The 17,785-nt window shown below is 63.4% G+C and carries 20 protein-coding genes and 1 pseudogene; 7 read left to right on the top strand and 14 right to left on the bottom strand.

Features of this window, described 5'->3' with window-relative positions; all coding sequences use genetic code 11:
• Positions 1-215 precede the first annotated feature (215 nt).
• Positions 216-995, top strand: coding sequence for an SDR family oxidoreductase (locus AzCIB_RS11920; protein ID WP_050416096.1), 780 nt, complete (start codon positions 216-218; stop codon positions 993-995).
• Between the two features lie 81 nt (positions 996-1,076).
• Positions 1,077-1,475, top strand: a complete 399-nt coding sequence (locus AzCIB_RS11915) for a VOC family protein (protein WP_232299209.1) — start codon at positions 1,077-1,079, stop codon at positions 1,473-1,475.
• A gap of 837 nt (positions 1,476-2,312) precedes the next feature.
• On the opposite strand, the pseudogene AzCIB_RS11910 reads toward AzCIB_RS11915, so the two are convergent.
• Positions 2,313-2,615 (bottom strand): annotated as a pseudogene (locus AzCIB_RS11910) (integration host factor subunit alpha); the annotation flags it as partial.
• A 603-nt stretch (positions 2,616-3,218) separates the two neighbouring features.
• On the opposite strand from AzCIB_RS11910, the gene sdhC reads away from it, so the two are divergent.
• The 4 genes from sdhC to AzCIB_RS11890 are packed head-to-tail and all read left to right on the top strand — an operon-like array spanning position 3,219 to position 5,460.
• A complete protein-coding gene (gene sdhC, locus AzCIB_RS11905) occupies positions 3,219-3,605 on the top strand; it encodes a succinate dehydrogenase, cytochrome b556 subunit (RefSeq protein WP_050416094.1) in 387 nt (128 codons plus the stop codon).
• On the top strand, positions 3,602-3,946 hold the full coding sequence (gene sdhD, locus AzCIB_RS11900; RefSeq protein ID WP_050416093.1) for a succinate dehydrogenase, hydrophobic membrane anchor protein: 345 nt from the start codon (positions 3,602-3,604) through the stop codon (positions 3,944-3,946). The genes sdhC and sdhD overlap by 4 nt, the downstream gene beginning before the upstream one ends.
• 20 nt (positions 3,947-3,966) lie before the next feature.
• A complete protein-coding gene (locus tag AzCIB_RS11895) occupies positions 3,967-4,662 on the top strand; it encodes a succinate dehydrogenase iron-sulfur subunit (RefSeq protein ID WP_083446986.1) in 696 nt (231 codons plus the stop codon).
• 57 nt (positions 4,663-4,719) lie between these two features.
• Positions 4,720-5,460 carry a Crp/Fnr family transcriptional regulator gene (locus AzCIB_RS11890; RefSeq protein ID WP_232299208.1) on the top strand — a complete coding sequence of 247 codons (741 nt, stop codon included), beginning with the start codon at positions 4,720-4,722 and terminating at the stop codon, positions 5,458-5,460.
• A 29-nt stretch (positions 5,461-5,489) separates the two neighbouring features.
• Here the strand turns inward: AzCIB_RS11890 and fdxA are convergent, their stop codons facing one another.
• Positions 5,490-5,813, bottom strand: a complete 324-nt coding sequence (gene fdxA, locus AzCIB_RS11885) for a ferredoxin FdxA (protein WP_050416092.1) — start codon at positions 5,811-5,813, stop codon at positions 5,490-5,492.
• A gap of 198 nt (positions 5,814-6,011) precedes the next feature.
• On the opposite strand from fdxA, the gene AzCIB_RS11880 reads away from it, so the two are divergent.
• Positions 6,012-6,602, top strand: a complete 591-nt coding sequence (locus tag AzCIB_RS11880; RefSeq protein ID WP_050416091.1) for a hemerythrin domain-containing protein — start codon at positions 6,012-6,014, stop codon at positions 6,600-6,602.
• Between the two features lie 118 nt (positions 6,603-6,720).
• Here AzCIB_RS11880 and AzCIB_RS11875 read toward each other — a convergent pair whose 3' ends face one another.
• From AzCIB_RS11875 to AzCIB_RS11820, 12 genes are all read right to left on the bottom strand, one after another.
• Positions 6,721-7,923 (bottom strand): hypothetical protein, encoded by a 1,203-nt coding sequence (locus tag AzCIB_RS11875; protein ID WP_018991729.1) that lies wholly within the window; start codon positions 7,921-7,923, stop codon positions 6,721-6,723.
• Positions 7,924-7,970: 47 nt separating this feature from the next.
• On the bottom strand, positions 7,971-8,735 hold the full coding sequence (locus AzCIB_RS11870; RefSeq protein WP_026296183.1) for a metallophosphoesterase family protein: 765 nt from the start codon (positions 8,733-8,735) through the stop codon (positions 7,971-7,973).
• Positions 8,736-8,742: 7 nt separating this feature from the next.
• Entirely contained in the window at positions 8,743-9,138 is a 396-nt protein-coding gene (locus AzCIB_RS11865; RefSeq protein ID WP_018991731.1) for a c-type cytochrome, read from the bottom strand.
• Complete coding sequence (locus tag AzCIB_RS11860; protein WP_018991732.1) at positions 9,135-9,722, bottom strand: ferritin-like domain-containing protein; 588 nt, start codon at positions 9,720-9,722, stop codon at positions 9,135-9,137. The genes AzCIB_RS11865 and AzCIB_RS11860 overlap by 4 nt, the downstream gene beginning before the upstream one ends.
• A complete protein-coding gene (locus AzCIB_RS11855; RefSeq protein WP_050416090.1) occupies positions 9,719-10,453 on the bottom strand; it encodes an RNA polymerase sigma factor in 735 nt (244 codons plus the stop codon). The genes AzCIB_RS11860 and AzCIB_RS11855 overlap by 4 nt, the downstream gene beginning before the upstream one ends.
• Positions 10,454-10,704: 251 nt before the next feature.
• Complete coding sequence (gene mnhG / locus AzCIB_RS11850) at positions 10,705-11,088, bottom strand: monovalent cation/H(+) antiporter subunit G (RefSeq protein ID WP_050416089.1); 384 nt, start codon at positions 11,086-11,088, stop codon at positions 10,705-10,707.
• On the bottom strand, positions 11,085-11,369 hold the full coding sequence (locus tag AzCIB_RS11845; RefSeq protein ID WP_050416088.1) for a K+/H+ antiporter subunit F: 285 nt from the start codon (positions 11,367-11,369) through the stop codon (positions 11,085-11,087). The genes mnhG and AzCIB_RS11845 overlap by 4 nt, the downstream gene beginning before the upstream one ends.
• Positions 11,366-11,890: a Na+/H+ antiporter subunit E gene (locus AzCIB_RS11840; RefSeq protein ID WP_050416087.1), complete on the bottom strand. Its 525-nt coding sequence runs from the start codon at positions 11,888-11,890 to the stop codon at positions 11,366-11,368. Before AzCIB_RS11840 ends, AzCIB_RS11845 begins: the two co-directional genes overlap by 4 nt.
• Positions 11,887-13,521, bottom strand: coding sequence for a monovalent cation/H+ antiporter subunit D (locus tag AzCIB_RS11835; protein ID WP_050416086.1), 1,635 nt, complete (start codon positions 13,519-13,521; stop codon positions 11,887-11,889). Before AzCIB_RS11835 ends, AzCIB_RS11840 begins: the two co-directional genes overlap by 4 nt.
• On the bottom strand, positions 13,518-13,859 hold the full coding sequence (locus AzCIB_RS11830; RefSeq protein ID WP_050416085.1) for a Na+/H+ antiporter subunit C: 342 nt from the start codon (positions 13,857-13,859) through the stop codon (positions 13,518-13,520). Before AzCIB_RS11830 ends, AzCIB_RS11835 begins: the two co-directional genes overlap by 4 nt.
• Entirely contained in the window at positions 13,859-16,762 is a 2,904-nt protein-coding gene (locus AzCIB_RS11825; protein WP_050416084.1) for a monovalent cation/H+ antiporter subunit A, read from the bottom strand. The genes AzCIB_RS11830 and AzCIB_RS11825 overlap by 1 nt, the downstream gene beginning before the upstream one ends.
• A 99-nt stretch (positions 16,763-16,861) precedes the next feature.
• On the bottom strand, positions 16,862-17,758 hold the full coding sequence (locus tag AzCIB_RS11820; protein WP_018991740.1) for a universal stress protein: 897 nt from the start codon (positions 17,756-17,758) through the stop codon (positions 16,862-16,864).
• Between the last annotated feature and the right edge of the window lie 27 nt (positions 17,759-17,785).

The raw sequence follows: 17,785 nt of genomic DNA, 5'->3' as shown, positions 1-17,785 counted from the left end.
CTGAACATAAACACAAAAGATGTATAATTTAAGCGCAGTATCCTACCGTTGTTCATGGTGCGATTTGATCTATGTCAACAAAAATGGCCGATGGTGCCTCGCCTACGCGCGACATCCGCAGGCTTGCGCGGCTTTGGTGAAGTTGAACACTTTTGCAAAAAAGTGGATCAAGGCCGTCCCTGTGAGGCAAATTCAAGACGTGGCAGGAGAGCTGAATGGATTTCGGAATCAATGGACGTCGGGCGATCGTGTGCGCGTCCTCACGCGGCCTTGGAAGAGCCTGTGCCTTGGAGTTGGCGCGGGAAGGCTGTACGGTCTTCCTCAACGGACGTGACGAGGGGCGCCTGACCTTGGCGGCAGACGAGATCGCGCGGGAGACCGGAGTGAGGCCCGTCACCGTTGCTGCGGACCTCGATACCGAGCGAGGGCGGCAGCTTCTGCTCGCCGCATGCGATGAACCGGACATCCTCGTCACCAACAACGGCGGGCCCGCACCCGGCAGGATCGAGGATTGGGATCACGCAGCGTGGCTGGGCGCCATCGAAGCCAACATGCTGTCCGGGATACTCCTCATCCAGGCCGTCGTGGGGGGAATGCGGAAGCGCAAGTTCGGGCGCATCGTCAATATCACCTCCGCGATGGTGAAATCGCCGCAGCTCCCGCTCGGGCTCTCGACTGCCGCGCGCGCAGGATTGACGGCCTTCTCCAAGGCACTATCGCGAGCCGTCGCGCGCGACAACGTCACGATCAATAACCTGCTGCCGGAGCGGATCGAAACCGACCGGCTGCGCTACTTGATCGAACAGCAGGCGACGAGAGCCGGGTGCAGCTTCGAGGAGGCCCGGCATGACATGCTCAAGCCCGTCGCTGCAGGCAGATTCGGCCGCCCCGAGGAGTTCGCCGCCGCATGTGCGTTTCTGTGTTCAATGCAGGCTTCCTACATATCGGGACAGAACTTGCAGGTGGACGGTGGAAGCTACAGCGGGCTCATGTAAGAGCGCTCACCCGCTGCAAACCACGGCGTCCTGCCGCCTTACAGAATTCAACCTCCGTCGGAGCAATTCATGATCACGCGAATGGACCACTTCACGATCGTTACCGATCGCCTCGATGTGACGCGTCGCTTCTACACGGAACTGCTCGAGATGGAGGAAGGGCCGCGTCCGCCTTTTCCCGTCTCCGGCTGCTGGCTCTACATATCGCAGCAAGCCGTGCTGCACGTCATCAGTGTCAAAGAAATGCCCGAGCCGCGTCGGGGCGTTCTCGACCACATGGCATTTCGCGCTGAGGGACTAGTGCGCACGCTGAATCGCCTGGATGCGGCCGGCGTCAGCTACCGCATCATTCGCGCGCCGGGCGAACTGCGCACGTGGCAGGTCTTCTTCACGGATCCGAACGGGGTCGAAGTCGAACTCGACTTCGACCCGGCCGAGAGCGCTCCCGATGATTGGGCTCTCCGGAGAAGGCCGATCTGATTCGTGCGGAATCACGGGTCATACTCGCACCGCCGTTGCTCGACCTGTCATTGCTCCCCCGGTGCGTGGCAGTGATCCAGCCGCCGTGACCGTGGTGACGGGCGTTTGATTAGGACGCTGGAAAGGTCGGATTGCACCCAAAGAACTTTCAAAAGTCCGCCGTAGTTCCGCGCCGTTGCGGGGAGTGGGAAGACGTTGTTTTGAAAATAAAGTGACGCAAGTGTTTGATTTTACGTATTAGTAACCAGTCTTGTGGCTCCAGTTGTCACCGGTTCGATCCCGGTATGTCGCCCCATAAATTCAAGCACTTACGAGTTGTGGCAATGCGTTGAGCATATTACGAAATTTACGAAATGCCTCGTAAGTGCTTGTTTTAGCTGTGTTGAGCACTGGGCTGTAACTGCCTGGATATGGGCATGCACCGGTGGAATTCCAGTCCCGCAGCGCTGCAGGAAAGCTCAGAGTGGTTGGGGAGGCAGGCGCCACCTGTTTGGCGCAGTTTGTTTCTTAGGGTAGCTCGGAAGCATACGAGGCATCACCCGGTGGCCAACGTTCAAATCCTGCAAACTTTGTAAGATCACCGGACCGACTGAGCGGTGTTGCTAATGGTCGGTCTGAATTCGCAAAGCGCATATGCCGACGCAGAGACTCAGCGGCGCTGGAATCACGACAGGGTAGAGGACGCGTAGTCATCTGACCGAAGGTGGCCGAATGGGGCGTGCGACGAAGCCCCGGGTTGGCCGGCCTGCCACCGCCCGATCCGGCCGCTCAGACCGGCTCTGTTATTCGCCAGCGCTGAACTTCGTAAGACCCCCCGACTGATTTGTCGGCCTGGCGCGGCTCCTGACGCTTGCCTGCAAATTCACTGACCTTCAGTTTGAGTTTCTGGCTCGGGTGAAAAGTCACGACGCGGCGCGCGGTTACCCGCGCCGTCTCACCGGTCTTCGGGTTGCGGCCCGGACGCTCGGGTTTCTCGCGCAGTTGAAATCCGCCGAAGCCCGACAGCTTGACGTCCTCACCAGCTTCGAGCGAAGTGCTGATTTCTTCGAAAAAAGCCTCGACCATCTCCGACGCTTCCCGCTTGTTCAGTCCGACGTTGTCGACGACGACTTGCACGATTTCTGCTTTTGTTAGCGTCATGTTCTCTTATCCCTGAGCCTGATCGCGGCGGCTGGGCGGTTGTCGCCTAAAGTACCACTGCCGCGAACTCGGGCTGATATAGCACTTCTCACGCAGGGAGGTAAACCATCTGGTAGTTCGACAACGAAGGGGCGTTTCCCTGGTGGCGCTGGGACTCATGGCGGCGGCGATTATCGGAGATCGATGACGATCATCGAGGATCGGTGGATTAGGGCGGCAATGTCAAACTCCTATCTCGTATGTGTGGTGAAGATTCTGAAACTATGCACTCAGCGGTACGAGTGTCATTGGCCGGCGACTGCCCGTCCTTGAGTCGGGTCTCCATGAACCGAAATCGATGAATGCATCCTAGTTCGAAGCCATCGCCCGCTGCGAAGCGCCCGGCGATTCCGGGGTTGGAATTAAAGATGCATTGGAGTTGATTCTTTTGCGGCTCCCGCTATATTGAAGCGGATGGCGTTCATCCCTGCGCAGGTCTGCCGTGTCCTGCGAGCCGGCGCGGCGGCATCGAGGCGCACCGCGACGGGGTAGGGTCTATGAGGTGATCCGGATCGCCACGGAGATACTTGTCGTCGGGGCATTGAATCGGCTTGGGAGGCCAGCATGCGAGCACGCTCGGCTAGTGCGCCGAAATTTCTGAATCTGTCGCAGATCCGCTTTCCAATCGGTGCGATCGCGTCGATCGGACACCGGGTTGCGGGCGTACTGCTCGTGGTGAGCCTGCCGCTTCTCGCGTTCGCGCTCGACCGCTCGCTTCGCAGCGAGTCGGAGTTCGACGCTCTGCGCGACCTGGTATCTGAGCCCTGGCGGGCACTGCTCCTTGTCATTCTCGTTTGGGCCGCCGCACATCACGTACTCGCCGGTGTGCGCCACCTGTTGATGGATATCGGTGTCGGGAGCCGTCTCTCACAGGCACGCACCAGCGCCTGGGCTGCGATCCTCGCGGCGGGGATCATTGCATTTGCGGCCGCGGTGAGGTGGTTGTCGTGAGGCTCTTTCTCGGGCAACGGGCCTGGGTACTGCAGCGCGTGACGGCGCTGATGCTGCTGATCCTGCTTGCGCTGGGGGCTGCGACGCTGCTGACGGGGCCGTCGCGCAGCTATGAAAGCTGGCACGCGCTGGCGACGAGCACGCATGGCGCAGTGCTGATCGTCGTGTTCTTCGCCGCGCTGTGCCTGCACGGATGGATCGGCGTGCGTGACATCGTCCTCGACTACATCCACGCGCCGACGCTGCGGCTGCCCTTGCTTGCGCTGATCGCGGTGATCCTGTTTGCGATCTTCATTCGCGTCGTGCTGACGATGGCGGCGCACTTTGCCCGCGGTGCTTAAGAGTGGCGGAGGAGAGAACATTGCGAGTCAGCATCTACCGCTTCAACCCCGAAACCGACGCGAAGCCGCGTATGCAGGATTACGACGTCGCGCCCGAGGCGGGCGACAAGAAGCTGCTCGACGTGCTGATGCGGCTCAAGACGATGGACGACAGCCTCTCATTCCGCCGTTCCTGTCGTGAAGGCGTGTGCGGATCGGATGCGATGAACATCAACGGTCGTAACGGACTGGCGTGCCTCACGTCGCTGCCGGGCCTGAAGGAGCCGGTCGTGCTGCGGCCGTTGCCGGGTTTTCCCGTGATCCGCGACCTCATCGTCGACATGACGCAGTTCTTCGCGCATTACCACTCGATCAAGCCCTACCTCATCAATAACGAGGTCCCTCCCGAGCGCGAACGCCTGCAGTCGCCCGCGGAGCGCGAAAAGTTGAACGGGCTGTACGAATGCATCCTGTGCGCGTGCTGCAGTGCTTTCTGTCCGTCCTTCTGGTGGAATCCCGACAAGTTCATCGGTCCGGCGGGCCTGCTGCAGGCGTACCGCTTCATCTCCGACTCCCGCGACACGGCGACTGCGGAGCGGCTCGCCTACCTGGACGACGTATATCGCCTGTACCGCTGCCGTTCGATCATGAACTGCACTGAAGTCTGCCCCAAGGGGCTGAGTCCGTCGCATGCGATCGAACGCATCCGGCTCGCGCTCGTGCGTGAGTCTTCGTAGCGGGTGCGCCTGCCAAGTCGCCACGGGAACATCATGGGTCATTCGCCTCCATTGTCGATGTTGCATCCGGCCAGCCCTTCGGTCGAAGGGCGGTGGAGCGTTGTTGCCGACGCGCCGGCCAGGCGGCTCGGCGCGCACGAACTGTTCTCGAGACTGGACTCCGGCGATCTCGCCCGCCTGACTCGGGGCGCGCGACTTCGCCGCCTGGATCCCGGGGAAGCGCTGTGGTTTGCCGGCGAGCGCGCAAGTCACTTTGCGGTGATCGAATCGGGCATCGTCCAGATCCGGCAGATGACGCCGACCGGCGAAGGCATTGTCGTCGGCCTGTTCCGGCCGGGCGAGGCGATCGGGCTTGCCGCAGCGCTCGAACATGAGGTCTTCCCGGCGGATGCCATCGCGATCGGTGGAATGGCCGACGTCCTGTCCATCCGCGCAGACGCGCTGTGTGAATCCCTGAAAAACTCCGTCGCCGTCGCGCTGGCGGTGAACCGCGCCTTGCTGCGACACACCGCCGCGCTGCGCGCGAAGATCGACATCGTCAGCGCCGGTTCGGTGCCGCGCCGGCTCGCAGCGCTGATGCGTTACCTGATCGAGCGATTTGGCCGGCCGACCGATGCGGGTACGGTCGTCGTCGACGTGCACCTCGGCCGCGATGAAATCAGCCAGCTCGTGAGCGCGCGGGTCGAGACCGTGATCCGCATCCTGAGCCGGTGGCAGAAGGCCGGCTGGCTTGCTGCACGGCCCGGCGGGATCGAGATTGTGCGCGCGGACATGCTGCAGCGGATCGTCGACACCTGAGCCGGGTGGCTGCGCGACGACGGTCGCGGTCAGCGTTCGAGCAGCTTGAGCTTGTTCTTCACCGTCGACCACAGCCCGGCATCCGATGGAGCCGGCTTGACCTCGACGATAGGTATCCACACCTTTGCCAGTTCCTCGTTGAGCGGGATGAATTGTCGTTGGTCAGCCGGCACGTCGTCCTCGGAGAAGATCGCGTCGACGGGGCACTCGGCCACGCAAAGCGTGCAGTCGATGCATTCCCGTGGGTCGATCACGAGGAAATTGGGGCCTTCGCGGAAGGCGTCGACGGGACAGACATCGACGCAATCGGTGTGTTTGCACTTGATGCAGGCTTCGGTGACTACGTATGTCATGGCTCATCTCTCTTCGGGTGTGCGGTTCGGTCCGCAGTGCGAGAGAAATTTAGGCCACGCGCGCCGGCCCCTGAATGACAAAAGTCATTTCCGGCGCCTGGGGGACTCCCTAGGATGAAGTCGCGCAGAACAGACCGGTGCCGGCAGCCGCGGCATGCGGGATGTCGGTATCGCCCCTAACGAACGCTGGAGATCGTCATGTCCGGACACACGCAGAAATGGCAAGCCGAGCACGCCAATTACCACAAGCTGCTCGATCTGCTCCAATCCCAGACGGAACTCTTCGTCCACGGCGAGCAGCCGGATTACGAGCTCATGTCGGACATCGTGTACTACATGACGCAGTATCCCGACCGCTTCCATCATCCGCGCGAGGACGTCGCATTCCGGCAATTGCTTGCCCGCGATCCGACGATGGAAAGCGTTGTCTCGGAACTCGCTGGCCAGCATCGGCAGATTTCGGAGAGCGGCGTAATCCTTGCTGCGGACCTCAACGCAGCCGCCGCCGGAGCGATGATGTCGCGTGCGACGCTCGAAGCCGATGTCCGAAAATACGTTGCCTTCCTGAAAGATCACATGAACATCGAGGAGCGCGAGATATTCCCGCGCCTCGCCGAGTTGTTGGCGGAGACTGACTGGTTCCTCGTCAATTCCGCAATCCACTTCGCCGCCGATCCGATCTTCGGCGACAGCGTCCAGGAGCGCTTCAGGACGATCCACCGCCAGATCGCGAACCAGGCCGGTTGCGGTTGCAAGGAACCGGCCGAGCGGGTGTGCTGCCTGGAATGAGGCTGCGTCCGTCGGCCCAGACGTCCCCGCCCGGGCTCATGGTCAAGTAGGGGCGCAACTCGGTGCCCCAAGAACTCTCATGTCATATCATCGGAGGCCTCCGGCCGGCATTCGCGGCTTATAGCGACTTGAGGAATTCCACGAGATCGAATTTTTCCGCGGGGCTCAAACCCAGGGCGAAGTGGGCATCGTAGTGATTGACGACGTCTAGCAGGGTCGCCGCGCTACCGTCGTGAAAATACGGCGGATGCTGCCAAAGGCCTCGCAAGGGGGTCGTCCGGTACTTCTGCGTGGCGCTGCGCTGCGCGTAGACAGGCTCCATTCCCGTCGCCGCCGGCTCATGCAGTAAGGGGGTGTCGGCGTTCGGGCCGTTTTGCACATCAGTGTAGGTGGGCGAGATGTGGCACGTGCCGCAGCGGGCGGCCCCGTCGAATAGGGCCTGACCTCGTTGGGCCGCCGTCTGGTTCACCGCGTCCGCCGGCGGCGGCGGGACCGGAAGACTCAGCTGGTAGGCGCGGAGAGCTGGCAGTTTCGGCGCTACGAGGTCCGGGGTCTGAACGATGTTGATGCCCAGACGGGGGTCGGAAAAACTTCCGTGCCCACCCATCTGCGTGACCGCGACATAATTGTTCCAATAGGAAATCTTCCCGTCGCCGGTGAAGGTCTCAAAAGGCACGTCCCGCAGCCCATATACCGGCGGAATGACGACCGGGCGGTTGATGCCGTCGATATTGAAGCGCGGGTCGTAGCGGCCGGGCCCCCACGAGTTGTATGCCGCTTTCTGCGACTCGGTGAGTGCGGGCGAAAGTGCGATGATCGCCCCTGGATTGAGGTCGAGATTCGGCCAGCCGTCGAGCCGCTCCCCGATACCCGGGGCGACCGAATTGTTTACCGTCGAGTGGCAGATTGCGCAGGTGGTGCCGAGCGACGTGAGTCGCCCATCCTCGACCTTTCCCACGAGACCGACCACGGCGTTGCGCCGGATCAACTCGACGGTGGTTGCCGGATCGTCGAGGTTGTTCTTGGTCAGGAAATTCGGCGGAAGGGCCGTCGCATCCACCTTCAGACCAACCGAAAGAGCGGTTCGCGGGCTGACGGACGACTGGATGATCTCGTGGAGGCGCAGCGTGTCGGTCCATAGGGCCTCGTCGCCAAAGGTGTCGAAACGGAAGATGAACTGTCCGGAGTGCTTGTTTCCCCCCGGCTGTCCGGCCGAAACCGCCGGGAGGCTGGATAGAGCCACTGCAATCATGACAACCGAGAGGGCGGCGAAAAGCGTGAGAGGCTTTTTGATGCGGATGTGTGCGATGCGTTGCAGCATGATCGTTCTCCGGTAGAAGTTTCGGACGACTTCGTCGCCCTTGGAGTTCAGCCCACCTGTACCGTCAAAGCGGGCTCGAAATCCCGGTTTTCAGGCGTGCCATCGAGCACATAGCCGCGTGGATTGGCCAGAACGCGCGTGCCGCCAAGCCGGTAGTCGAAGCTGTCGTGGGTGTGGCCGTGTATCCACAGCACCGCGCCGCTGCCCGCGACCAGCGCTTCGAGGTCGGAGACGAAGCACGCATTGAGCGGCGACCCGGCGAAGCGCGGCGCGATGCTCTCAGGCGACGGAGCAAAATGGGTCACCACCACGGTGATACCTTCGAACGGTTGCGCGAGCCGCGCTTCGAGCCAACGTGCGTGCCGTTCGAAAAGGGCCGCGCAGTGATGCGGCGTGAAGAGCTCTTTCTGGCCTTCGTCTATGGTGATACGGCTGAAATCGCGGCTGAAGCGAGTAGCGTCGTTCATCGCCTGCTCGCGGGCCGCCTCGTCTCCTGCAATACGGAAATCCGTCCACAGTGCTGCGCCGAGAATGCGCACATTGCCGATGCGCTTTTCGGCACAGTCGAGCACCGTCACCATGCTGTCGCGACTGAGTTCGCGTAGCAGTCGGTTCGTCGCGGCGATGCTTGAGCCGTAATACTCGTGGTTGCCCGGCACATAGATAGCCGGTCTCCCCAGCGCCCTGGCCCACTGGAGCGCTTCTCGCGGACGGTGGATATCTCCCGCCAGGATCAACAACTCCGCGCCGGTGTCAGGAAGCTCACAGGGTGCTAGCCCGAGGTGAAGGTCCGAGACGATCTGGAGTTTCATATATGCCTCACGGCGGACATTCGATGGGCGACGCGCTTGCCTGTCGCAGCCACGCGATCAGGTCCGCCCGTTCCTGCCGATCGGCAATGCCTGCATAGCCCATGGCCGTGCCCGGTATCATGCCGGTCGGGTTGGCGAGAAAACGGTCCAGCGTATTCGCGTCCCAGACGACATCGGCTTGTGCCATGGCCGGCGAATAGCGGAAGCCCGGCACGCCGCCGGCACGGCGTCCGAACAGGCCGCAATGTTTCGGCCCGGTACGGTCGTAGCCGAGTGCGTGGCAGGCCTGGCAGCGGGCGTAGATGGCCTCGCCGCGGACCGGATCGCCCGGCACGATGGCGCCGGCGGGCAGCGAGACCAATGCCGCCAGCACCAGCACGGCGGTGGCGGCGCGATGTTTCATGACATAAAGGCCGTGGGCACCGGGTCCTGGCCCAGCGCTTGGCGCAGGATGGCCCAGTGCATGGCCTCGTCGCCCAGGATGCTGGCCGCAGCGCTCGCCAGCTCGCGTCCGCGGAACAGCGGTACTGCGCCCAGGTAGGCGCTCACCGCGCCGCGCTCGAGCCCGGCCGCGAAGCCCAGCACATCATTCTGGGTCTTGAGCCCGTCGGTGGGAAACTGGTAATGCTCGCGCGCTTCAACCGGCGTGCCGCCCAGTTTGCGGATCGTCTTCGCGAGCACCGCGGCATGCTCCTTGTGGTGCCCCTGGAACTGCACCGCCAGATCCAGCACGGGTTTCTGCAGCAGGCCGCTGCCGGCGCCCACTGCATAGGCAGCGATGGCCTCCAGTTCGGCGCCGAGCGCGGTGTTGAGAATGCGCACGTCGGTCTCCAGATCGTCATGCTTGCTGCCCTGACCGGCGGCCAGCGCCGGACGTCCTGCCATTAGGGCGACCGCCGCGGCGGACAGCGTCGCGCCCGTGCCGGCCAGGAAGCGGCGCCGGCCTAGGTCTTGGAGTGCGGAAAAGGGATTGATGCGGACAATCATGATGAACTCCTCGGGGTGGTGGGTGAAAGCAGCGCGCCGGGACCAGAAGCGGCTGCAGGCGGAAGCCCAAGGCGGGCGCAAACTTGCGACACGATGCGGTCGCAGCGCTGGCCGTCGAACGCGAAGACGTTCTCCAGCAGCGGACCGAGGCGCAGCCCCAGGGACTCGCGCAGGCTGGCCCTGGCGCGCAACAGGCGGACCTTGGTATTCGCTTCGGATATTCCCAGCGAGGCGGCGGTCTCTTCGACGCTCAAGCCCTCCACGGCACGCAGGATGAAGACGCTGCGGTATGCCTCGGGCAAATCGTCGATCGAGTGCTCGATAAGGCGCCGCAGGTCATTGCGCATCGCCAGGGTCTCGGGCGTTTCCGGTACGCCCTCAACGCCGATTTCGATGACAGCTTCGCCCTCGGCTTGCGCGTCGGACGCGTTGTGGAACCGCTGCCTGCGCTCGAGGGCCTGGTTGACGATGATCCTCGTCAACCAGGTCGATAGACGCGCATCGCCGCGGAAGCCGGCCATCGCGCGATGGGCCTTGATGTAGCCTTCCTGCAGGGCATCCTCGGCCTCGGCATCGTCTCGCAGGATGCTCCGTGCAACCCTGAACAGGCGACGATTGTGTTGGCGCATCAACCGTTCGAAGGCCCCCGCCTCGCCGATCACGATGCTGTGTGCAAGCGCAGCGTCTGAAACCGGCACGCGGTCTTCTGCTGCTTCGCCGGATATGCTCATGACTGTCTCCTGTTGTTGCCCATTGGATGGGAACCGCGGGGGAAAGGTTACAGTCGGTGAGAAACCAGGTCTGGCTTGACTGGACAGCCCGTCGGAAGGGCGGCGTGAATGCGCGGCGGGGCACGACAGTCGTCTTGGCTGCTCGCTGCTCGAACGACAACTTTTGTGGCTGGGGACTCTATCGGGCCAAGGTAGTGTGCTGAAAAGTGTGCAAAAGCCTAATGGGCTTGAAGGCAGTGGTGGTCCGGCTCTCACCCATCCTGATCGTCGCCAGCTCCTTGCGCCACGGTGGTGTCGCGCACCGCCAGCGCGGCACCGCCGGTGCGCGGGGCACGGTATATCGCAGCGCGCATGATCAGCATGGAGACGACCGGCGCGGTCATCAGTACGAATGCGCCGATCAGGATCTCGTGGATCACCGGTCGGGATTGGATTACGGTGAAATACACCATCGATGCGATCAGGATGCAGCCGGTCCCCAGCGTGATCGTGATCGCGGGCCCGTGAATGCGTTGGTAAAAAGTCTGGAGCCGGAGCAATCCCACGGTGCCGAGGAGGGTGATCAGGCCGCCGAGTACGAGCAGGAACGCGACCGTCACGGCAGCCCACCACGGCAGTGTATCGATGGCGTTCATTCGATCACCTCGCCGCGCATCAGGAACTTGGCCAGCGCGATGGTCGAGACGAAGCCGAGCAGGGCGATCACCAGGGCGGCCTCGAAATAGATCTGGCTGCCGTAGCGGATGCCGAGCATCAGTGCGAGCAGCATCGTGCACATCCACAGCGTATCGAGTGCGAGCACGCGATCCTGCGCCGACGGCCCGATGATCAGACGCAGGGTGCACGACATCATGGCCAGCACGACGCAGACGAGCGCAAAGCCGATTGCCAGGGACAGCAGGGTGCCAACGGTCACGCTTTTCCTCCTTGGCCGGGGGCTGCGGGCGCTTCGAACACTTCGATGATCGGCCGCTCGTAGCGCGTCTTGATGGTCTCGACCCACCAGCGCTCGTCGTGCAGGTCGAAGACGTGCAACAGCAGTTCGTGACGGTCGGGCAGCAGATCGACCCACACCGTGCCCGGCGTCATGTTGATCAGGCAGGACAACAGGGCCAGACCGTGTGGGCTGTGCAGGTCGAGCGGTATCCGGATGAACTGCGAATTTACGCCGTCCGCCCTGCGGAAGAGGATGATCTGGCTGACGTTGAAGCACGAGCGCACGATCTCGATCGCCGACATCCACAGTAGGCGGAACAGGGCCAGCGGCCGCGCGATGCGCGCATAGCCGTGCGGCTGCAGGGGGCGCGCCAGAACGGGGGCCACGATCGCCAGCACCCCGCCCAGCAGCCAGTGCGCCAGTGCGAGGCTCTGGTTCAGCATCAGCCACATCAGCAGCAGTCCGATCGACAGCATCGGCGACGGGAACCAGCGTCTCATCGTGATCCCCCCGCGGCCGCCGCGCGAGTGACCGGAGACTGGCCCAGCACGCGTTCGCTGTAATCGCCGACGCGCTTGAGGCCATCCACGGTCCGGTTCAGATAGTCGAACGCCGTGTCGGCATGAATCGTGAGAACCACACACAGCACGACCAGGGTCGTCACGGGCGCCACCTCGGACGCGAGCAGACTGGGCGGAGTTACGGCCGCCGAGGCCCAGAACGTCCGCACACCGAGCCGCATCAGCGCGATGATCGACGCCAGGCCTGCGAGCACGATCAGCGCGATCAGCAGCCAGGTCGTTGGCGTCACGCCGCCTGATCCGGGCGGTGAGGAGTCGAGCAGTGCATGAAACAGGCTGAACTTGGCAACGAAGCCCGAGAGCGGCGGCATGCCGCTGATGACCAGCGCACATCCCACGAAGCTCAGGCCTAGGATTGCAAGGGTGCCGGGAATGACGACGCCCACCGGATCCTCCGGTTTGTCGTCGATCGCAAACGCCTCCATCGTCACGGCCAGCAGGGAGGCGCCCGGCGGGCGTATGCGCTCGGTGAGTTCGAGCAGGAGCATGAAGGCGGACATCGCCAGCGTCGCACCCACCAGGTAATACAGCCCCGCCGCGAGCACGGCGCCGCCGGCCTGCCCGATCACGGCCAACAGCGTGCCCGAGGAGATGATCGCGCCGTACCCGGCCATGCGCGCGCCGTCCTGACTGGCGAGCATGCCGATGGTGCCGAACACGAGTGTGGCCATGCCGCCGACGGTGAGCGCTATCAAGCCGAAACCGGCGAGCGCGCCGGCCGAATCGCCAAACACGGCCAGCCACACCCGCAGCACCGCATACACGCCGACCTTGGTCATCACCACCAGTATCGCCGCAACCGGCGGACACGCCGACGCGTAGGTGCTTGGTAGCCAGAAGCCGAGCGGCCACATCGCCCCCTTGGTCAGGAAGGCCAGGGCCAGCACGCTCGCGCCGATGCCCAGCAGATAGGAATCCTCCGGCCGGAGCATCGTTACCCGGGTGGCGAGGTCGGCGATGTTGAGCGTGCCCGTTGCAGCGTAGATCAGCGCCACACCGATCAGGAACATGAAGGAAGCGATCAGGTTGACGGCGATGTATTGCATGCCGGCCCGGATGCGGTTCAGGTTGTAGCCGTGCAGCACCAGTCCGTACGAGGCGGCGAGCATGACCTCGAAGAAAACGAACAGGTTAAACAGGTCGTTGGTCAGGAAGGCGCCGTTGAGCCCCATCAGCAGGAAGAGGAACAAAGAGTGGAAATGCACGCCGACCCGGCCCCAACGCTGGGCGGAGAAGACCAGCACGGCGAGGGCGATGGTCGCCGTCAGCACCAGCATCAGCGCGGCGAGTCGGTCGACCATCAGCGCGATCCCGAACGGGGCTGCCCAGTTGGCGGCCAGATAGACGCCAATCCCCTTCGGCCAGTGCTCGCCATCGACCAGCAGCAACAGCGCCACCGCCATCACCCACAACAGTATGCTGACCACGGCGGTGCAGCCGAACTTGAGCTGATGATGCTTCTGATTGACCGGGATCAGCAGCGCCCCTGCGACCAAGGGCAGCAGGACGGGTAACACGATCAGATGGTCCCACCACGACATCGGGCTCATTCGCGGGGTTCCTCGCCATCGACGTGGTCACTGCCGGTGAGGCCGCGTGCCCCGATCATCATCACCAGGTACAGTGCGGTGGTCGCAAAGCCGATCACGATCGCCGTCAGCACCAGCCCTTGCGGCAGCGGGTCGGCATACTGCAAGGGGTCGATAGAAGCGTTTGGCGTGATCGGCGGCCGATCCACCCACAGGCGACCCATGCCGAAAATGAACAGATTGACCGCATAGGACATCAGCAGCAGACCGGTGATGAGCTGGAACGTCCGCGGGCGCAGGATCAGCCAGATGCCGGAACCGAAGGTCACGCCCACGGCGATGGCGAACACGATTTCCATCAGATGTCCCTCCCGTCCGCGATCCCGTCGTCCTGCGCACCATCGCCCGGCAAACGGCGCGCGCGCAACGACTGGTGAGCCAGCGCGACCAGCATCAGCATCGTCGTGCCGACCACGACGGCGAACACGCCTAGATCGAACACGAAGGCGCTGGGTAGGTGCAGTTCGCCCAGCAGCGGCCAATCGACATGCGCCGTATGGGTCGTGAGGAATGGATGGCCGAACGCCCATGCGCCCAGGCCCGTTGCACACGCCAGCAGCAGACCGAACCCCAGCCAGCGGTGCGGCCGCAATTGAAGGTGGCTCTCCACCCACACCGTACCGGCCAGCATGTATTGCACGAGAATGGCCACTGCGAAGATCAGGCCCGCAACGAAGCCGCCACCCGGCAGGTTGTGTCCGCGCATAAAGAAGTAGGCCGCGATCACCCCGATGAACGGCAACAGCATGCGCAAGTAGATTCCAGCTACCAGGAGGTATCCGCGGTTGGCCTGTTCGGCTGGAGCCTGCCTGCTTGCTGGATCGGCCGTGTTCCTTTGCTGCGCGGGCACGCTGGCGCTGTCCGCTGCGGGGCGGAAGCGTCGCAGCAGCGCGTACACCGTGAGCGCGACGACCGATAGCACCGTGATTTCGCCCAACGTATCGAAACTGCGGAAATCAACCAGCAGCACGTTCACGACGTTGCTCCCGCCGCCTTCGCTCAAAGCGCGCAAGAGGAAGAAATCGGCAATCGTCGCGGGGGCGGGATGCACCAGTACCGCGTAAGTCAGCAGCGCCATGACGAGGCCGCCCACGACCGCTACGACCATGTCGCGCGAGCGCCGCATCCAGACGCTGCGCGGAATCGTGAGATGGAGCACTTTGGGTTCGATGCGCGGCGGCAGCCAGCGCAGCCCGAGCAGGATCAGCACGGTCGTGACCGTCTCCACCATCAGTTGCGTCAGCGCCAGATCGGGCGCTGAGAGCCACAAGAACGTGGCCGCAGTCACGATGCCCGTTCCGCCGATGAGGATCAGGGCTGCCAGCCGGTGATATTTCGCCATCCACGCCCCCGCCAGCGCACAGGCGCAGCCGATGACCCAGATGGCCGCGAACAGCGGGTCGGGTTCGTGCAGCGGAATCTCGGTCCACACTCGCGGCGTGCCGACGAGCAGCGGGGGAATCACCAGCATCGCCAACATCATCATCAGCAATTGCGGTTGCAGGCGTGCGGTGCCCAGGTGGTGCAGCAGCCATTGTGCCGAGCGTGTCAGGAACATCATCGAGCTTTCGTAGGCTTGAGCCCCGTTGAAGCGGTAGATGAGCGGAACCTGTTCGCGCTGCCGCAGATTGAAGTAGCGGCGCAGCACGACGTAGAGCACTACGCCGCCGCTAAGGGCAATCACACTCATCAGCAGAGGCAGGTTGAGCCCGTGCCAGGGGGCGAGGTCGTATTCGGGCGTACTCGCACCCAATGTCGCGGTGACGGCCAGATGGAGGATGGGCCCGATACTCACGTTTGGCATGATACCGACCATCAGGCACACGACTACCAGCAGTTCCACTGGGAACCGCATCGAGCGCGGCGGCTCGTGTGGTTCGCGCGGGAATGCGACCGTGGGCGTGCCGAAGAAAATCGAGATGAAGCGCAGCGAATAGGCGACGCTGAACATGCCCATCCCCACGGCAGCGATGGACATCCACCAGTGCTCGTCGCCGCCCACCAGAGCCGTTTCCGCGAAGAACATCTCCTTGGACAGGAAGCCGTTCAGCAGGGGCACCCCCGCCATGGCGGCGCTGGAGACGATGGCCAAGGCCGTGGTGACCGGCAGCTGATGACGCAGTCCGCGCAGGACGCGCAGATCGCGGGTCCCGGTTTCGTGGTCGATGATGCCGGCCGTCATGAACAGCGAAGCCTTGAAGGTGGCGTGATTGAGGATGTGGAAGATCGCCGCGACGATCGCTAGGGGCGTGCCAATGCCGATCAGCACCGTGATCAGCCCGAGGTGGCTGATTGTCGAATAGGCGAGCAGGCCCTTGAGATCGTGCTGGAAAATCGCGATGAAAGCGCCGATCAGCAGCGTGCACACCCCGGCGCCGCCGATGATCCAGTTCCATTCCGCCGTTCCGGCTAGCGCCGGCCACAGCCGCACGAGCAGGAAGACGCCCGCCTTCACCATCGTCGCCGAGTGAAGATAGGACGACACGGGCGTCGGGGCGGCCATCGCATGCGGCAACCAGAAGTGGAACGGGAACTGGGCGCTCTTGGTCAGCGCCCCCAGCGCAATCAACACCAGCGCCACCCGGTATAGCTCGTGCGCACGAATGCGCTCCCCCGCAGCCAGCACTTCGTCCAGATCGTAGCTGCCGACGATGTGACCGAGCACGAGCACGCCGGCAAGCAGGCACAGTCCTCCTGTGGCCGTCACCGTCAACGCCATCCGCGCGCCGCGCCTAGCGTCGGCGCGGTGATGCCAGTAGCCAATCAGCAGGAACGAGGTCAGGCTGGTGAGCTCCCAGAACACCACCAGTTGCACCAGGTTGCCCGACAGAACCACGCCCAGCATCGACCCCATGAAGGCCAGCAGAAAGGAGAAGAAGCGCGGTACCGGGTCTTTCGGCGACATGTAGTAGCGCGCGTACAACACCACAAGCAGGCCAATGCTGAGGACCAGCATGGTGAATACCCAGGCCAGACCATCCACGCGCAGCATGAGATTGAGCCCGTGCGAGGGCAGCCAGGCGAACTCCTCGCGCAGCACCTTGCCGGCTGAAACGGCCGGGTAGAGCAGGCCGGCAACGAGCAGCCCGCAGGCCGTGACGGCGAACGCCAACCAAGCCTCACGGTTACGGGCATTCTCCGGCATCAGTGCCGCCAGCAGACTGCCGGCGAACGGGACAAGGATTAGTGAAGCAAGCAGCATCAGGTATGGTCAGGGCGTCGTGGCAGCCAGTTTGCGCGGGGCGGCGGGGGGGGGGCGCTACCGGTCCTCCATCCGCATTGTGTGCAGGACCGGCTCAATCTACACGGTGGAGCGATGTGACGGCACCAGCAGCGTGTCGCAGGGCAGGCACTCGAGCAACCTCTCGGCTGTGCTGCCCAGGAGCAAGCTCATGATGCCGGTGTGGCCATGACCGCTCAACACCACGAGATCGACGTCATTTTCGCGTACGTAAGGCGCCAGCGTCGTCGTGATCGTGCCGCATTCGACTACAGGATGCATGAGGATGCCCGCGGGAAGGCGAGTTCCGTGAATGAAGGCCTCACACTCCGCGTGCGCGATCTGCGGGGCAATTCCTGCATTCGACAGAGTCATGTTCAGGCCGGACATGGGAGGAGAGTAAGCGTGATATAGCGTCAAATCACGACCGGGAAAGAACGCAACCGCCGTGAGCAGGGCGTGGCGGGACGCTTCGGAAAAGTCCGTTGCCACCACGATCCGCCGGTAAGGGCCGTGCGTCCGACCATGCACGACCAGCAAGGGTTGCCCCAGAGAGCGGGCCAGGCGCTCGTTGGTCGAGCCCAGCAGGGCGCGCCCAAAGGTCTCCTGACGGGCGACTGCGGTGACGACGAGGTCGACGCTGGTGGCGCTGACTACATCCCGGATAGCTGTTTCGGGCTCCTGTCCGCGCACAATTCGGACCTGTACCGGCATCTTCATCCCGGTGAGGTCGCGGACAAGCTGCCGTTGGGCAACGTTCATCAATTGTTCGTCAGTGGCTCCGCTTATCCACGCGAGCGTCTGATCCGCACACACCGACGGATCGAGGACGTTCAAGGCAATGACCTCGGCCTGCCACTCGCTGGCCAGCTGGCCAGTCCGATCCAGCGCACGGTCACAGCGTGCGCCGAGGTCAGTCGCCAGCAGCAGACGCGCGGGCGGGCGGTCCGGGGGATGAATCGCGCTTGCATGCGTCACTTCAGTTCTCCTTGGGTTGATGCCCGC

The organism is Azoarcus sp. CIB, from assembly GCF_001190925.1.
Lineage (GTDB): Bacteria > Pseudomonadota > Gammaproteobacteria > Burkholderiales > Rhodocyclaceae > Aromatoleum.
The sequence above is the reverse complement of the archived record's forward strand: the minus strand, read 5'-3'. Positions and strand labels throughout refer to the sequence as shown.

Coding starts and splice junctions, on each gene's coding strand:
- AzCIB_RS11920 (WP_050416096.1), top strand. CDS start 216: ATGGATTTCGGAATCAATGGACGTCGGGCGATCGTGTGCGCGTCCTCA.
- AzCIB_RS11915 (WP_232299209.1), top strand. CDS start 1,077: ATGGACCACTTCACGATCGTTACCGATCGCCTCGATGTGACGCGTCGC.
- sdhC (WP_050416094.1), top strand. CDS start 3,219: ATGCGAGCACGCTCGGCTAGTGCGCCGAAATTTCTGAATCTGTCGCAG.
- AzCIB_RS11890 (WP_232299208.1), top strand. CDS start 4,720: ATGTTGCATCCGGCCAGCCCTTCGGTCGAAGGGCGGTGGAGCGTTGTT.
- fdxA (WP_050416092.1), bottom strand. CDS start 5,813: ATGACATACGTAGTCACCGAAGCCTGCATCAAGTGCAAACACACCGAT.
- AzCIB_RS11880 (WP_050416091.1), top strand. CDS start 6,012: ATGTCCGGACACACGCAGAAATGGCAAGCCGAGCACGCCAATTACCAC.
- AzCIB_RS11875 (WP_018991729.1), bottom strand. CDS start 7,923: ATGCTGCAACGCATCGCACACATCCGCATCAAAAAGCCTCTCACGCTT.
- AzCIB_RS11870 (WP_026296183.1), bottom strand. CDS start 8,735: ATGAAACTCCAGATCGTCTCGGACCTTCACCTCGGGCTAGCACCCTGT.
- AzCIB_RS11865 (WP_018991731.1), bottom strand. CDS start 9,138: ATGAAACATCGCGCCGCCACCGCCGTGCTGGTGCTGGCGGCATTGGTC.
- AzCIB_RS11860 (WP_018991732.1), bottom strand. CDS start 9,722: ATGATTGTCCGCATCAATCCCTTTTCCGCACTCCAAGACCTAGGCCGG.
- AzCIB_RS11855 (WP_050416090.1), bottom strand. CDS start 10,453: ATGAGCATATCCGGCGAAGCAGCAGAAGACCGCGTGCCGGTTTCAGAC.
- mnhG (WP_050416089.1), bottom strand. CDS start 11,088: ATGAACGCCATCGATACACTGCCGTGGTGGGCTGCCGTGACGGTCGCG.
- AzCIB_RS11840 (WP_050416087.1), bottom strand. CDS start 11,890: ATGAGACGCTGGTTCCCGTCGCCGATGCTGTCGATCGGACTGCTGCTG.
- AzCIB_RS11835 (WP_050416086.1), bottom strand. CDS start 13,521: ATGAGCCCGATGTCGTGGTGGGACCATCTGATCGTGTTACCCGTCCTG.
- AzCIB_RS11830 (WP_050416085.1), bottom strand. CDS start 13,859: ATGGAAATCGTGTTCGCCATCGCCGTGGGCGTGACCTTCGGTTCCGGC.
- AzCIB_RS11825 (WP_050416084.1), bottom strand. CDS start 16,762: ATGCTGCTTGCTTCACTAATCCTTGTCCCGTTCGCCGGCAGTCTGCTG.